Source organism: Enterobacter asburiae, assembly GCF_007035645.1.
In the GTDB taxonomy this organism is placed as follows: domain Bacteria; phylum Pseudomonadota; class Gammaproteobacteria; order Enterobacterales; family Enterobacteriaceae; genus Enterobacter; species Enterobacter asburiae_B.
The window spans coordinates 3,232,874-3,248,176 of record NZ_AP019632.1; the positions used below are offsets into that span (position 1 = coordinate 3,232,874).

A 15,303-nucleotide genomic window follows, 5' to 3' on the forward strand; every position below is an offset into this window, starting at 1 on the left:
CTACCTCTCGTCAGGCTGGGTTAGGGATATCAATAAAGGTCACATCCAGATCGGTATTTTCCGTCAGCCACTCGCTGAGGGCGCGAATGCCGCCGCGCTCGGTGGCATGATGGCCAGCCGCGTAAAAATGCAGCCCCTGTTCACGCGCCGAATGAATGGTCTGCTCGGAAACTTCGCCGGTGATAAAAGCATCGACGCCGAAACGCGCGGCGCTGTCGATAAAGCCCTGACCGCCACCGGTACACCATGCGACACGCTTCACCGTATCCGGACCGGTATCACCGCTCCACAGCGGACGACGGCCCAGGCGCGCTTCAATCCACGATGCCAGCTCCAGCCCCGGAACCGGCATCGCCAGCTCGCCCCACGGCACCAGCGGTTCAATTTCCCCCATCACGGTAATCCCCAGTAGCTGCGCCAGCTGGACGTTGTTGCCGAGCTCCGGGTGCGCATCCAGCGGCAGATGATAGCCGTACAGGTTGATGTCATTAGCCAGCAGCGTTTTCAGACGATTGCGCTTCATCCCGCGAATAATCGGCGATTCGTTTTTCCAGAAGTAACCGTGATGAACAATCACCGCGTCGGCGTTCTGACGAACGGCCTCGTCCAGCAGCGCCTGGCTTGCCGTCACGCCGGTGATAATTTTTTGCACCGTCTCACGACCTTCAACCTGGAGCCCGTTCGGGCCGTAATCGCTGAAAGAGGTACTGTTCAGTTTTTCGTTAATCAGGCTTTCCAGTTCGCTGTTTTTCATCATCACTCTCTTATGCTTTGCGGGCAGCTTCGTACGCCGCCAGCGTGGCGACACGCGCCTGTTTATGGTCGACAATCGGACGAGGGTAATCCAGCTTTACACGCTGTTTATCCGCCCATGCCCACGGTTCGTGGATCGCTTTAGCAGGTATAGCGTTAAGTTCAGGAACCCAGCGGCGGATAAACTCGCCGTCCGCATCAAATTTTTGCCCCTGCGTGGTCGGATTAAAAATCCGGAAATAGGGCGCGGCATCGGTGCCGGTAGAGGCTGCCCACTGCCAGCCGCCGTTATTCGCGGCGAGATCGCCATCGATCAGCTGAGAGATAAAATAGCGCTCTCCGATACGCCAGTCGATAAGCAGATCCTTCACCAGAAAGCTGGCGGTAATCATCCGCAGGCGGTTATGCATCCACCCCGTCTCGTTAAGCTGACGCATGGCGGCATCGACTATCGGGTAACCCGTCTGCCCGCTTTGCCAGGCTTTAAGCTGCTTATCATTCGATTGCCACTTTACATTATCGGTCCAGCCAATGAAGGGCCGATGCTTACATAAACCTGGATGAAAGGTCATCAGATGACGATAAAACTCGCGCCAGATAAGTTCATTCAGCCAGACAGACCCTGCGCCCCCCTCCAGCGCCTGCGGCTGCTCCGCCAGCAGGCGATGCAAACACTGGCGCGGTGAGATCGCGCCCAGCGCCAGACAGGCCGACAGGCGGCTGGTGCCCTCGATGGCGGGAAAATCCCGACGCGCGTCGTAATATCCCGCGTCCTGCTTGCAGAACTGGCGCAGTTGGGCGATGGCCGATTTCTCATCGGCGGGGAACAGCGTTTTATCAAACGGCTGCTGAGGGTAATCAAACGTCAGCTCAGGCAGAACCTTTATGGCTTCGCCTCGTACGGCAGGCGCGGCAACGCACTCCGGCAGCGCCTCTTTCAGACGTTTGATAAAGGCATTTTTAAACGGCGTAAAAACTTTATACATCTCGTGGTTGCCGGTCACCACGCTGCCCGGCGCCAGCATCACGCTGTCATCAAACCCTTCGCAGACCACCCCTTCCAGCATCTTCTCCAGCTGACGGTCGCGCTGCTGCTCGTTGAATTCGTACTGATAGTTGTAAAAAAGATGCGTGACGTTGTGCTGCTTACATATCTCCTGCACCGTCTGAAGCTGTGCGGCAAAATCACTCACCTCTTTATAGAGAAGCGGTATGCCTTTTCCAGCGAGCGAGTGCTGCAGATCGTTCAGATACGCCCGGAGCAAGGCCGCCTGCCGGGGGGCCATATCGTGCTGCCGCCACTGCTCGGGCGTGGCCATAAACAGGGCCAGTACGTTAGCGTCTTTGGCGCGGCAGGCTGCCGCAAGGGCGATGTTGTCATGTACGCGCAGGTCCGCGCGAAACCAAACCAGATGGGTGGGCATAAAACTCCAGGCAATTATCCATTATGTCCGTAAGGGCATGCCGTAAAAGGAAAAAGCATGCATTGAACTACTTTGCCATGAAGTGTAGACGGGATGAAATAAAAAAGGCCGCCCGAAGCGGCCTTAGCGCTACTTGTCCTGCGCTATCGTGGTTAACGCGACAAACCCATTAGGTTCATCGCTCTTTACAACGAGTACGCTGGCGACAATGAACGCGATGCAAAAATAGCGTTTCATTATGCGGTCCCTGCTGCTAACCGCTCCACCGTTCACCACCGGTGATAAGTCGGTGGACACAAGCCCGGGTAGGCGGGCTGCTTTACGGCTGTAAGTACACCTTTCCCAGGACCGATGCCCATTTGCGAGATGGCGGAAAGGGACGCAGCATCATAATTAACATCCGCTGCGAAGGTAAGATACTCGAATAAAATTAGGAATTTATAAAGGCTTCGAGGGATTGCCATCTGCTTACAGGAAGGTATGATTAAAACCCCGGGTAGGGGCTGCAAGATCACCCAACGGACCGCGAATCCCGAGGGACAAAAAAAACCGCCAACAGTAATGTGGCGGTTTTTTTTATTGCTATGTGTAGTCTTAGTATCAGTAGAAATCGCAGGTCGCTTTCTCGGCCTGATCCATCCACACCGGCTTCTCGCTGGTTTTCGCCCAGACGCGATGCAGATAGCTGTAAAAACGTGCACGATCTTTCCAGAACAGCATCACCGGCAGAGCCAGCACGCCAGCCACTACGGCGAAAGCGCGGCGCAAGAACACGATATGAGCCGGATACTCTTTATAAAGATCCATATTTTCTCCCCTATAGTTGGCCGGAAACGTCATCCGGAAAATTCAAAATCTGTGACCTGGCTAAAATAATATCGCTTTGTTTGTAATTTTACTACTCATCCGACCACTTATTTTTGCCCATTTAGTGAATATTTACATTCACGCCGTAATTAAGTTACAAAAAAGTTAACAGTTTACTTATCAATAGTTAAATTGTGGGCTTTGCCATTTTTATACTTTTTTTACACCCGCCCTCCCCATTTTTGCGAAATCTTTGCGCCGGAAATCCTACCGTTAGTACAACAACGAAAGTCACCTGGAGGTGGATTGTGAGTGCAGGTCTTATTGCCGGCATCGTGCTGGTGTTCCTGTTATTGGGTTATCTGGTCTATGCCCTGATAAATGCGGAGGCCTTCTGATGGCTGCTCAGGCGTTTCTGCTTATTGCCAGCTTCTTAGTGGTACTGTTCATTCTGGCAAGGCCACTGGGATCGGGACTGGCACGATTGATCAACAACGTTCCTTTGCCCGGCACGGGAAGCGTTGAAAAAGGGATCTGGCGCGTGCTGGGAATAGACGATCGGGAGATGAACTGGCGTCAGTATCTGATCGCCATTCTGCTGCTGAATATCGTTGGGCTCATTGCGCTTTTTGCCATGCTGATGTTGCAGGGCATCCTGCCGCTGAATCCGCAACAGTTACCGGGCCTGTCCTGGCATCTTGCGCTGAACACGGCGGTGAGCTTTGTCACTAACACCAACTGGCAGTCCTACGCCGGTGAAACCACGCTGAGCTATTTCAGCCAGATGGTCGGGTTAACCGTGCAAAACTTCCTCTCGGCCGCCAGCGGTATCGCGGTGATCTTCGCGCTGACGCGTGCGTTTGCGCGTCAGAAAATCAATACCCTGGGTAACGCGTGGGTGGATCTGACCCGCATTACGCTGTGGATCCTGCTGCCAATTGCGCTGCTGATCGCGCTGTTCTTCATCCAGCAGGGCACCCTGCAAAACCTGATGTCTTACGCGCCCTATACCTCGCTGGAAGGTGCAAAACAGCTCCTGCCGATGGGGCCAGTAGCGTCACAGGAAGCCATCAAAATGCTCGGGACGAACGGAGGTGGCTTCTTCAACGCCAACTCGTCGCATCCGTTTGAAAACCCTACCGCATTGACCAATTTTGTGCAGATGCTGGCGATTTTCCTGATCCCCGCCGCGCTCTGCTTCGCCTTTGGTGACGTGGTTAACGATCGACGTCAGGGCCGCACCCTGCTCTGGACGATGTCACTTATCTTTGTAGTCTGCGTGGCGCTGGTGATGTGGGCTGAATGGAGCGGCAACGGCCATTTCATGCAGCTGGGGGCCAACAGCAATATCAATATGGAAGGTAAAGAGAGCCGCTTTGGCATTCTTGCCAGCAGCCTGTATGCGGTAGTCACCACGGCGGCCTCGTGCGGGGCAGTCAACGCCATGCATGATTCCTTTACGGCGCTGGGTGGCATGATCCCGATGTGGCTGATGCAGATTGGCGAAGTCGTCTTTGGCGGCGTGGGCTCGGGTCTTTACGGCATGCTGCTGTTCGTGCTGCTGGCGGTATTTATTGCCGGTTTGATGATTGGCCGCACTCCGGAATACCTCGGTAAAAAAATCGACGTCCGCGAGATGAAATTAACCGCGCTGGCGATTCTGGTCACCCCTGCGCTTGTGCTGCTCGGCACCGCGCTGGCGCTGATGACCGAGACCGGACGCAGCGGCATCTTTAACCCCGGCATTCACGGTTTTAGCGAAGTGCTGTATGCCGTCTCCTCTGCCGCCAACAACAACGGCAGCGCGTTTGCGGGCTTAAGCGCCAACTCACCGTTCTGGAACTGCCTGCTGGCGTTCTGCATGTTTGTGGGTCGCTTTGGGATCATTGTGCCGGTGTTGGCGATTGCCGGATCGCTGGTGAATAAAAAAATCCAACCGACCACCACCGGGACATTACCGACCCACGGCGCGCTGTTTATCGGCCTGCTGACGGGTACCGTGTTACTGGTCGGCGCCCTGACCTTTATCCCCGCCCTCGCGTTAGGCCCGGTCGCGGAATACCTCTCTTTACGCTGATTTTGCGGAGAAATTGTCATGAGTCGTAAACAACTGGCCCTGTTCGAACCGTCATTAGTTCGCCAGGCGCTCATGGATGCGGTGAAAAAGCTGAGCCCGCGCGTGCAGTGGCACAACCCGGTGATGTTTATTGTCTGGGCGGGAAGCGTCCTGACCACCGCCCTGGCGATTGCCATGGGAACGGGCCACATGCCGGGAAATGCAACGTTTACCGGCGCCATCAGCCTGTGGCTGTGGTTTACCGTGCTGTTCGCCAACTTTGCAGAAGCGCTGGCGGAAGGCCGGAGTAAAGCCCAGGCCAACAGCCTGAAAGGGGTGAAGAAAACCGCCTTCGCGCGCAAGCTACGTGAACCGAAATACGGCGCGCAGATGGACCACGTTCCGGCTGATGAACTGCGTAAAGGCGATGTGGTGCTGGTGGAAGCCGGTGACATTATCCCTTGCGACGGTGAAGTCATCGAAGGGGGCGCCTCGGTGGATGAAAGCGCCATTACCGGGGAGTCCGCGCCGGTTATCCGTGAATCCGGCGGCGATTTCGCCTCCGTGACGGGCGGGACGCGCATTCTCTCCGACTGGCTGGTGATCCAGTGTAGCGTTAACCCGGGGGAAACCTTCCTCGACCGGATGATCGCCATGGTGGAAGGTGCCCAGCGTCGTAAAACGCCGAACGAGATTGCCCTGACCATCCTGCTGGTGGCCCTGACCATCGTCTTCCTGCTGGCAACCGCGACCCTGTGGCCGTTCTCCGCCTATGGCGGCACCGCGGTCACTATCACGGTGCTGGTGGCGCTGCTGGTCTGCCTGATCCCCACCACCATTGGTGGCCTGCTGTCAGCCATCGGCGTAGCCGGCATGAGCCGTATGCTCGGTGCCAACGTCATCGCCACCAGCGGGCGCGCGGTGGAAGCCGCCGGTGACGTGGACGTCTTACTGCTGGATAAAACCGGGACCATTACCCTCGGTAACCGCCAGGCGTCAGATTTCCTGCCCGCCCCGGGCGTGGATGAAAAAACGCTGGCGGATGCCGCGCAGCTCTCTTCGCTTGCCGATGAAACCCCGGAAGGCCGCAGTATCGTGATCCTCGCCAAGCAGCGCTTTAACCTGCGCCAGCGCGACGTTCAGAGCCTGCACGCCACTTTCGTGCCCTTCACGGCGCAAACCCGCATGAGCGGCATTAACATTCAGGATCGCATGATCCGTAAAGGCTCTGTTGACGCCATCCGTCGCCACATTGAGGCCAACAACGGCCACTTCCCACCGGAAGTGGACAGCCTGGTCGAAAGCGTGGCCCGTCAGGGGGCGACGCCGCTGGTGGTGGCCGAAGGGGCACACGTGCTGGGAGTGATTGCCCTGAAGGATATCGTCAAAGGCGGCATCAAGGAGCGCTTTGCCCAGCTGCGTAAAATGGGGATCAAAACGGTGATGATCACCGGGGATAACCGTCTTACCGCCGCGGCGATTGCCGCCGAAGCGGGCGTGGATGATTTTCTTTCTGAAGCCACACCGGAAGCGAAACTGGCATTGATTCGTCAGTATCAGGCGGAAGGCCGTCTGGTGGCGATGACGGGCGACGGCACCAACGACGCCCCTGCCCTGGCGCAGGCCGACGTGGCGGTGGCGATGAACTCCGGTACCCAGGCGGCAAAAGAGGCGGGCAACATGGTCGACCTCGACTCAAACCCGACCAAGCTGATTGAAGTGGTGCACATCGGCAAGCAGATGCTGATGACGCGCGGGTCGCTGACCACGTTCAGTATCGCCAACGATGTGGCGAAATATTTCGCCATCATTCCGGCGGCGTTTGCTGCGACCTACCCGCAATTAAACGCGTTGAACGTGATGCACCTGCACTCTCCGGCATCGGCCATTCTGAGCGCAGTGATCTTTAACGCCCTGATTATTGTCTTCCTGATCCCGCTGGCGCTAAAAGGCGTGAGTTATAAGCCGCTCACCGCCGCCGCCATGCTGCGCCGCAACCTGTGGATTTACGGCCTGGGCGGGCTGGTGGTGCCTTTCATCGGTATCAAGGTTATCGACCTGCTGTTGACGCTGTTCGGCCTGGTTTAAAAGGTGAATCAAATGACGATGTTACGCCCCGCTATACTTCTGTTTATTCTGCTGTCTCTCATTACCGGCGGGCTGTACCCGCTGGTGACCACCGCGCTGGGACAGTGGTGGTTTAAGGATCGGGCCAACGGCTCGCTGATTATGCAAAACGGTGAAAACCGCGGTTCGCGCCTGATTGGTCAGAACTTTACGGATGCCCGTTACTTCCAGGGGCGCCCTTCCGCCACTGCCGAAAGCCCGTATAATCCGATGGCATCCGGCGGCAGTAACCTGGCGGGCAGCAACCCCGAGCTGGACAAAGCCGTTGCTGAGCGCGTGGCAGCCCTGCGCGCCGCTAATCCGCAGGCCAGCCGTGAGGTGCCCGTAGAGCTGGTGACCGCCTCGGCCAGCGGGCTGGACTACAGCCTGACGCCGGAAGCCGCGGCATGGCAAATCCCGCGCGTCGCCGCGGCCCGTCAGCTGACCGTCGAACAGGTTAGCCAGCTGGTTGCAGAGCACACGCAAAAGCCGCTGGTCAGCTTTATCGGCATGCCCGTGGTGAATATTGTTGAGCTGAATCTGGCGCTGGACGCGCTAAGGAAAAACTAAATGACCGACGAGCCCATGCGCCCGGATCCGGACAGGCTGCTCGAACAGACGGCCGAAGCCCATCGCGGCAAACTGAAAATTTTCTTTGGCGCCTGCGCAGGCGTCGGGAAAACCTTCGCCATGCTGACGGAAGCCCAGCGGCTTCGGGCGCAGGGGCTCGATATATTGATTGGCGTGGTAGAAACCCACGGACGCAAAGAGACCGCATCGCTGCTGAAGGGGCTGGCCACCCAGCCGCCCCGCCGTATCAGCCACCGCGGTCGGCTAGTCACCGAATTCGATCTCGATGCCGCCCTCGCCCGCCGTCCCGCCCTTATCCTGATGGACGAACTGGCGCACAGCAATGCGCCAGGCTCACGCCACCCAAAGCGCTGGCAGGATGTAGAAGAGCTGCTCGAAGCCGGCATCGATGTATTCACGACGGTTAACGTTCAGCATCTCGAAAGCCTGAACGACGTGGTCAGCGGCGTGACCGGCATTCAGGTGCGCGAGACGGTGCCCGACCCCTTCTTTGATTCCGCCGATGAAGTGGTGCTGGTCGACCTTCCCCCCGACGATTTGCGCCAGCGCCTGCACGAAGGCAAGGTTTATATTGCCGGCCAGGCCGAGCGCGCCATCGAACATTTCTTCCGTAAAGGCAACCTGATTGCCCTGCGCGAGCTGGCCCTGCGTCGTACTGCCGATCGCGTCGACGATCAGATGCGCGCCTGGCGCGACCTGCAGGGCCAGGAGCGCGTCTGGCATACGCGAGATGCCATCCTGCTGTGCGTAGGCCACGGCAGCGGCAATGAAAAGCTTGTCCGCACCGCCGCGCGCCTGGCAGCCAAATTTGGCAGCGTCTGGCATGCGGTGTATGTCGAAACGCCGCAGCTGCACGCGCTCCCCGAGAACCAGCGCCGCGCGATATTGAGTTCGCTTCGCCTGGCGCAGGAGCTGGGTGCCGAAACCGCCACCCTTTCCGACCCTCAGGAAGATAAAGCCATCCTGCGCTACGCCCGTGAGCACAATCTGGGGAAAATCGTGATTGGCCGTCGCCAGCATCGCCGCTGGTTTAGCCGCGAATCGTTTGCCGACAAGCTGGCCCGCCGCGCACCGGATCTGGACCTGGTGATCGTGGCGCTGGATGATAAGCCCACGCCGTTACCCAGCCGCGCGCCGGACAGCCGTGCCTTCAGCGATAAATGGCGCATTCAGCTGCGCGGCTGTCTTGTCGCCGTCGTGCTCTGCGCCCTGATTACCGTGATTGCCAGCCAGTGGCTGATCGCGTTTGATGCCGCCAACCTGGTGATGATCTACCTGCTTGGCGTAGTGGTGGTGGCGCTCTTTTACGGGCGCTGGCCGTCGGTACTGGCGACGGTGATTAACGTCATCAGCTTCGATCTGTTCTTTATTGCCCCCCGCGGGACGCTCGCCGTATCGGATGTGCAGTACATTCTCACCTTCGCGGTGATGCTCACCGTCGGGCTGGTAATCGGGAATCTGACGGCGGGCGTGCGCTACCAGGCGCGTATTGCCCGCTATCGCGAACAGCGCACGCGCCATCTCTATGAGATGTCGAAATCGCTGGCGGTGGGCCGCACGCCGCTGGATATCGTGCAGACCAGCGAGCAGTTCATTCGCTCGACGTTTCATGCCAGCAACCTGATTTTGCTCCCGGACGAACACGGCAAGCTGCGCCCGCTGACGTCGGCCTCAGGCATGACGCCCTGGGACGAAGCCATCGCGCGCTGGAGCTTTGATAAAGGGCTGCCTGCGGGCGCAGGGACCGACACCTTGCCCGGCGTGCCCTACCAAATTCTGCCGCTGCGCAGCGCCGATAAAAATCAGGGGCTGGTGATTGTTGAGCCCTCAAACCTGCGCCAGCTGATGATCCCCGAACAGCAGCGGCTGCTGGAGACCTTTACGCTGCTGGTTGCCAGCGCGCTGGAGCGGCTGGCCCTCACCGCCAGCGAAGAGCAGGCCAGGCTGGCGAGCGAGCGTGAAAGCATTCGTAACTCGCTGCTGGCGGCGCTCTCTCACGATCTGCGAACCCCGCTCACCGTCCTGTTTGGTCAGTCAGAAATCCTGACGCTGGACCTGGCGGCCGAAGGCTCTAAACACGCCCTTCAGGCCAGCGAGATCCGTCAGCATGTGCTGAATACCACGCGTCTGGTGAATAACCTGCTCGATATGGCGCGTATCCAGTCAGGCGGTTTTAACCTCAAAAAAGAGTGGCTCACGCTTGAAGAGGTAGTGGGCAGCGCCCTGAAAATGCTCGAACCCGGCCTGGGCGGGCGGCATATTGCGCTGAACATGCCCGAGCCCCTGACCTTAATTCACGTTGATGGTCCGCTGTTTGAACGGGTGCTGATCAACCTGCTGGAAAATGCCGGCAAATATGCGGGCGCCAGCGCGCAAATTGGCGTGGATGCGACGGTGGACGACGGCACGCTTCGCCTTGACGTCTGGGATACCGGACCCGGCATTCCCGCCGGGCAGGAGCTGGCTATTTTCGAAAAATTCGCGCGCGGCAATAAGGAGTCGGCCATTCCGGGCGTGGGCCTTGGGCTGGCGATTTGCCAGGCGATCATTGACGTCCATGGCGGGTCCATTTCCGTAGAGAATCGTCCGGAAGGCGGCGCGCGGTTTTGTGTTACACTTCCTCTGGAAACCCCGCCAGAACTTAATGAATTACCAGAGGATTTGTGATCAACGTTCTGATTGTTGAAGATGAGATCGCCATTAGCCGTTTTCTGCGCGCTGCGCTGGAAGGGGACGGTCTGCGCGTTCATGATGCGGGCACGCTTCAACGGGGTTTAATTGAAGCCGCCACCCGCAAGCCGGACCTGGTGATCCTCGATCTTGGTTTGCCGGACGGCGACGGCATCGATTTTATCCGGGAAGTGCGTCAGTGGAGCCAGATGCCGATCCTCGTGCTCTCCGCGCGTACTGAAGAGACGGATAAAATCGCGGCGCTGGATGCCGGTGCAGATGACTATCTGATTAAACCTTTTGGTATCGGCGAGCTTCAGGCTCGCCTTCGCGTGGCGCTGCGTCGCCACAGCGCAACCACGCCAGCTGACCCAACCTACACGTTTGGGGATATCCGGGTTGACCTGGCCGCGCGGCGTATTGTGCGCGGTGAAGAAGAAATCCATCTGACGCCAATAGAATTTCGCCTGCTCGCCGTACTGCTCAACAACCACGGCAAGGTACTCACCCAACGCCAGCTGTTAAGTCAGGTGTGGGGGCCCAACGCGGTGGAACATAGTCATTATTTACGCATATATATGGGACACCTTCGTCAGAAACTCGAAGTTGACCCCGCTCGCCCCCGCCATTTATTAACTGAAACCGGTATCGGTTATCGGTTTATGCTTTGAATAACTATTCATTTTATTTTTAAATAAAAACGAAATCCCTCAGGCAATATTTCACAAATAACCCATAAATTATTTTTACGGGCTATTTTCGCTCATTTAAAACATTGACAACACAACCTGTTAACGCATCATCAACAAATCAGAATTTTGATCTGCGATATTCATCTAAAACGAATATTTATTTCTGATTTGATCGGTTAACGGTGATCTACCTCACGGTTAATCGTCTTTCCCTGGATAAAATGACCATGCTTTCAATTACTGAAAGGAAAATGAAACATGGAAAACAACAATCGCTTAATGCCCCATATAAGGCGGACAACACATATCATGATGTTTGCCCACCGAAACTGCTTTGACTTTCATCTCTTTAATGCCCGGTAGTCCTTCGACTTCTGGCGCACTCGCTTACAGGTTATCCTGAAATACCTTATTTTACAGGCCATTGCCTGTGAACTCGTGCGCTCATTCATTTTAATTCAGACTCATCCGCACCGGGCGGACTGAATTTCAATCATCAAAAAAGCAATTCACTGATTTTAATCAGCGGCCACCCTTTGCTTTTTTTCCGGTAAATTATCGATTTCTTTCTTGCAAGAAATCGAGGGACGCTTATTACCTAAAATAAAGAGAGAAAGATGAAAAGTTTAAAAATCGCAGCCAGCCGTGCATGTCCGGATTGCTTTACTACCCAGCGTGAACTGGTAGATGTCCGCGCCTCTGATTATATTGATGTTGCCGCCATTGTTCTGGCGGTCACGGATATTGCCAGCGGTATCCTGGACGAAATAGAAGCCACCGGTTTTGGCATTCCTGTTTTTGTCGCGACGCACAAAGAAGAGTTCATCCCGGCAGACTATTTATCGCGCATTCATGGCGTATTTGAGTATTCAGACACCAGCAACGACTTTTATGGACGCCAGCTGGAAGCGGCCGCCCAGAAGTATGAAACCCAGCTGCGCCCGCCGTTTTTCCGCGCCCTTGTCGACTATGTGAAGCAGGGCAATAGCGCGTTTGACTGCCCGGGGCATCAGGGTGGTCAGTTCTTCCGCCGCCATCCAGCCGGTAATCAGTTTGTCGATTTCTTTGGTGAGACGCTTTTCCGCTCCGACCTGTGTAACGCCGACGTGGCGATGGGCGATCTGCTGATCCACGAAGGCGCACCGTGCATCGCCCAGCAGCATGCTGCAAAAGTCTTTAATGCTGATAAGACCTACTTCGTGCTGAATGGCACCTCGTCATCCAACAAAGTGGTGCTTAACGCCCTGCTCACCCCGGGCGACCTGGTACTGTTCGACCGTAACAACCACAAATCCAACCATCACGGTGCCCTCCTCCAGGCTGGCGCAACGCCGATCTATCTGGAAACCGCGCGCAACCCGTACGGCTTTATTGGCGGCATTGACGCCCACTGCTTTGAAGAAAATTATCTGCGCGAGCTGGTGGCAGAGGTGGCGCCTGGCCGTGCACGCGATGCGCGTCCGTTCCGCCTGGCGGTGATCCAGCTGGGTACCTACGATGGCACCATCTATAACGCTCGTCAGGTGGTGGATAAGATTGGACACCTGTGTGATTACATCCTGTTTGACTCCGCCTGGGTGGGTTACGAGCAGTTTATTCCGATGATGGCCGACTGCTCTCCGCTGCTGCTGGAGCTGAACGAAAACGATCCGGGGATCCTGGTCACCCAGTCCGTACATAAGCAGCAGGCCGGCTTCTCGCAGACCTCGCAAATTCATAAGAAAGACAGCCATATCAAAGGGCAACAGCGCTATGTCCCGCACAAGCGGCTGAATAATGCCTTTATGATGCACGCCTCCACCAGCCCATTTTATCCGCTGTTCGCTGCGCTGGACATTAATGCCCGTATGCATGAGGGCCAGAGCGGCCGCAACATGTGGATGGACTGCGTGGTGAACGGTATCGAAGCGCGCAAGCTGATTCTGGAGAACTGTCGGTATCTGCGCCCCTTCGTGCCGGAAACGGTGGATGGCCTCCCGTGGGAAAGCTGGGACACGGCGAAAATTGCGACCGATCTGCGCTTCTTCCACTTCGTACCGGGTGAAAACTGGCACGCTTTTGAAGGCTACGCTGAGCATCAGTATTTTATCGACCCGTGCAAGCTCCTGCTGACCACGCCGGGTATTAACGCCCGCACCGGGGAGTATGACGACTTCGGCGTGCCCGCCACTATCCTCGCCAACTTCCTGCGTGAAAACGGCATCGTGCCGGAAAAATGCGATCTCAACTCGATCCTGTTCCTGCTCACGCCTGCGGAAGATATGGGCAAACTGCAGCAGCTGGTGGCGCAGCTGGTGCGCTTCGAAAAACTGCTCGAGAGCGATGTTCCGCTGAAAGACGTCCTGCCTTCTCTCTACAAACAACATCCGGAACGTTACGCGGATTACACCCTGCGCCAGATCTGCCAGGAAATGCATGACCTGTACGCCCGCCACAACGTGAAACAGCTGCAGAAAGAGATGTTCCGCAAGTCTCACTTCCCACGCGTGATGATGAACCCGCAGGACGCAAACTACGCCTATCTGCGCGGTGAGGTTGAACTGGTCTCACTGCGCGACGCGGAAGGCCGCATCGCCGCCGAAGGCGCCCTTCCTTATCCACCGGGGGTACTGTGCGTGGTTCCAGGGGAAGTCTGGGGCGGTTCCGTGCTGCGCTACTTTGCCGCGCTGGAAGAAGGCATCAACCTGCTGCCGGGCTTCGCGCCGGAGCTGCAGGGTGTGTACGTCGAGGAGTGTGAGGGTCGCAAACAGGTTCGCTGTAACGTCATCAAACAACCCGCCGCTCAGCCCGCGCTGCTGAAAGGAGAGAAATTATGAGTAAGTCCAACAAGATGGGCGTGGTGCAGCTGACCATCCTCACCATGGTGAACATGATGGGCTCCGGGATTATCATGCTGCCCACCAAACTGGCAGAGGTGGGCACCATCTCTATCATATCCTGGCTGGTGACGGCAGTCGGCTCAATGGCGCTGGCGTGGGCGTTTGCCAAGTGCGGAATGTTCAGCCGTAAGTCAGGCGGCATGGGCGGCTATGCCGAATACGCTTTTGGCAAGTCGGGCAACTTTATGGCCAACTATACCTACGGGGTGTCGCTGCTGATCGCCAACGTGGCGATTGCCATCTCCGCCGTGGGTTACGGTACGGAGCTGTTTGGCGCGACGCTCAGCCCGGTGCAAATTGGGCTGGCGACCATCGGCGTGCTGTGGCTCTGTACCGTGGCTAACTTTGGCGGCGCGCGCATCACCGGGCAGCTCTCCAGCATCACCGTCTGGGGCGTGATTATCCCGGTTGTCGGCCTGTGCATCATCGGCTGGTTCTGGTTCAGCCCGACACTCTACGCCAACTCCTGGAACCCGCACCACGTGCCGTTCTTTACCGCGGTCGGCTCTTCTATCGCCATGACGCTCTGGGCCTTCCTGGGTCTGGAATCCGCCTGTGCGAACGCGGAAGTGGTAGAGAATCCGGAAAAGAACGTGCCGATTGCGGTCCTCGGCGGCACGCTGGGCGCGGCGGTGATCTATATCGTCTCGACTAACGTGATTGCGGGTATTGTGCCAAACATGGATCTGGCAAACTCTACGGCGCCGTTTGGGCTGGCCTTCGCGCAGATGTTCACGCCTGAGGTCGGGAAAGTGATCATGGGGCTGATGGTGATGTCCTGCTGCGGTTCACTCCTCGGCTGGCAGTTCACCATCGCACAGGTGTTTAAATCATCGGCTGATGAAGGTTACTTCCCAAAAATCTTCTCCCGCGTGACCAAAGCGGATGCGCCGGTGCAGGGCATGCTGGCGATTGTTATCTTCCAGAGCGGATTGTCGCTGATGACCATTAGCCCGTCGCTGAACAGCCAGTTCAACGTGCTGGTCAACCTGGCGGTGGTGACGAACATCATTCCGTATATTCTGTCGATGGCAGCGCTGGTGATCATTCAGAAGGTGGCGAAGGTGGATCCACGCAAAGCGCGTGCGGCCAATATCGTGGCGCTGATCGGGGCAATCTACAGCTTTTATGCGCTCTACTCATCCGGCCAGGAAGCGATGCTCTACGGGGCAATGGTGACCTTTATGGGCTGGACGCTGTACGGTCTGGTGTCACCGCGGTTTGAATTGAAGAACAAACATAGTTAGGTAAAAGCAAAACGGCAACCCAGGGGTTGCCGTTTTTAGTGTTTTCTCCCTCTCCCTGTGGGAGAGGGCCGGGGTGAG

Annotated in this window: 12 protein-coding genes; 9 read left to right on the forward strand and 3 right to left on the reverse strand. The window is 57.0% G+C overall.

What is annotated here, in order from left to right; all coding sequences use genetic code 11:
• Positions 1-10 precede the first annotated feature (10 nt).
• The 3 genes from FOY96_RS15460 to FOY96_RS15470 all read right to left on the reverse strand — a co-directional run bounded on the left by FOY96_RS15460 (position 11) and on the right by FOY96_RS15470 (position 2,984).
• Positions 11-754 (reverse strand): type 2 GTP cyclohydrolase I, encoded by a 744-nt coding sequence (locus FOY96_RS15460; protein ID WP_023310783.1) that lies wholly within the window; start codon positions 752-754, stop codon positions 11-13.
• A gap of 10 nt (positions 755-764) precedes the next feature.
• Complete coding sequence (gene phrB / locus FOY96_RS15465; RefSeq protein WP_143347378.1) at positions 765-2,177, reverse strand: deoxyribodipyrimidine photo-lyase; 1,413 nt, start codon at positions 2,175-2,177, stop codon at positions 765-767.
• 600 nt (positions 2,178-2,777) lie between these two features.
• Positions 2,778-2,984: a YbfA family protein gene (locus FOY96_RS15470; RefSeq protein WP_023310781.1), complete on the reverse strand. Its 207-nt coding sequence runs from the start codon at positions 2,982-2,984 to the stop codon at positions 2,778-2,780.
• A 308-nt stretch (positions 2,985-3,292) separates the two neighbouring features.
• On the opposite strand from FOY96_RS15470, the gene kdpF reads away from it, so the two are divergent.
• The 9 genes from kdpF (at position 3,293) to potE (ending at position 15,225) form a co-directional block, all read left to right on the forward strand.
• Positions 3,293-3,382, forward strand: a complete 90-nt coding sequence (kdpF, locus tag FOY96_RS15475; protein WP_014069365.1) for a K(+)-transporting ATPase subunit F — start codon at positions 3,293-3,295, stop codon at positions 3,380-3,382.
• A complete protein-coding gene (gene kdpA / locus FOY96_RS15480; protein WP_094934382.1) occupies positions 3,382-5,061 on the forward strand; it encodes a potassium-transporting ATPase subunit KdpA in 1,680 nt (559 codons plus the stop codon). Before kdpF ends, kdpA begins: the two co-directional genes overlap by 1 nt.
• Before the next feature lie 18 nt (positions 5,062-5,079).
• A complete protein-coding gene (gene kdpB, locus FOY96_RS15485) occupies positions 5,080-7,128 on the forward strand; it encodes a potassium-transporting ATPase subunit KdpB (RefSeq protein WP_039261299.1) in 2,049 nt (682 codons plus the stop codon).
• A gap of 12 nt (positions 7,129-7,140) precedes the next feature.
• Complete coding sequence (kdpC, locus tag FOY96_RS15490) at positions 7,141-7,716, forward strand: potassium-transporting ATPase subunit KdpC (RefSeq protein ID WP_143347379.1); 576 nt, start codon at positions 7,141-7,143, stop codon at positions 7,714-7,716.
• Positions 7,717-10,404 carry a two-component system sensor histidine kinase KdpD gene (kdpD, locus tag FOY96_RS15495; RefSeq protein WP_143347380.1) on the forward strand — a complete coding sequence of 896 codons (2,688 nt, stop codon included), beginning with the start codon at positions 7,717-7,719 and terminating at the stop codon, positions 10,402-10,404. It abuts the gene before it with no gap.
• On the forward strand, positions 10,401-11,078 hold the full coding sequence (kdpE, locus tag FOY96_RS15500) for a two-component system response regulator KdpE (protein ID WP_008501074.1): 678 nt from the start codon (positions 10,401-10,403) through the stop codon (positions 11,076-11,078). Before kdpD ends, kdpE begins: the two co-directional genes overlap by 4 nt.
• Before the next feature lie 279 nt (positions 11,079-11,357).
• Positions 11,358-11,462: a leader peptide SpeFL gene (gene speFL / locus FOY96_RS15505; protein WP_003858645.1), complete on the forward strand. Its 105-nt coding sequence runs from the start codon at positions 11,358-11,360 to the stop codon at positions 11,460-11,462.
• A 254-nt stretch (positions 11,463-11,716) separates the two neighbouring features.
• Complete coding sequence (gene speF / locus FOY96_RS15510) at positions 11,717-13,915, forward strand: ornithine decarboxylase SpeF (RefSeq protein WP_143347381.1); 2,199 nt, start codon at positions 11,717-11,719, stop codon at positions 13,913-13,915.
• Complete coding sequence (gene potE, locus FOY96_RS15515; protein ID WP_143347382.1) at positions 13,912-15,225, forward strand: putrescine-ornithine antiporter; 1,314 nt, start codon at positions 13,912-13,914, stop codon at positions 15,223-15,225. The genes speF and potE overlap by 4 nt, the downstream gene beginning before the upstream one ends.
• Positions 15,226-15,303 lie beyond the last annotated feature (78 nt).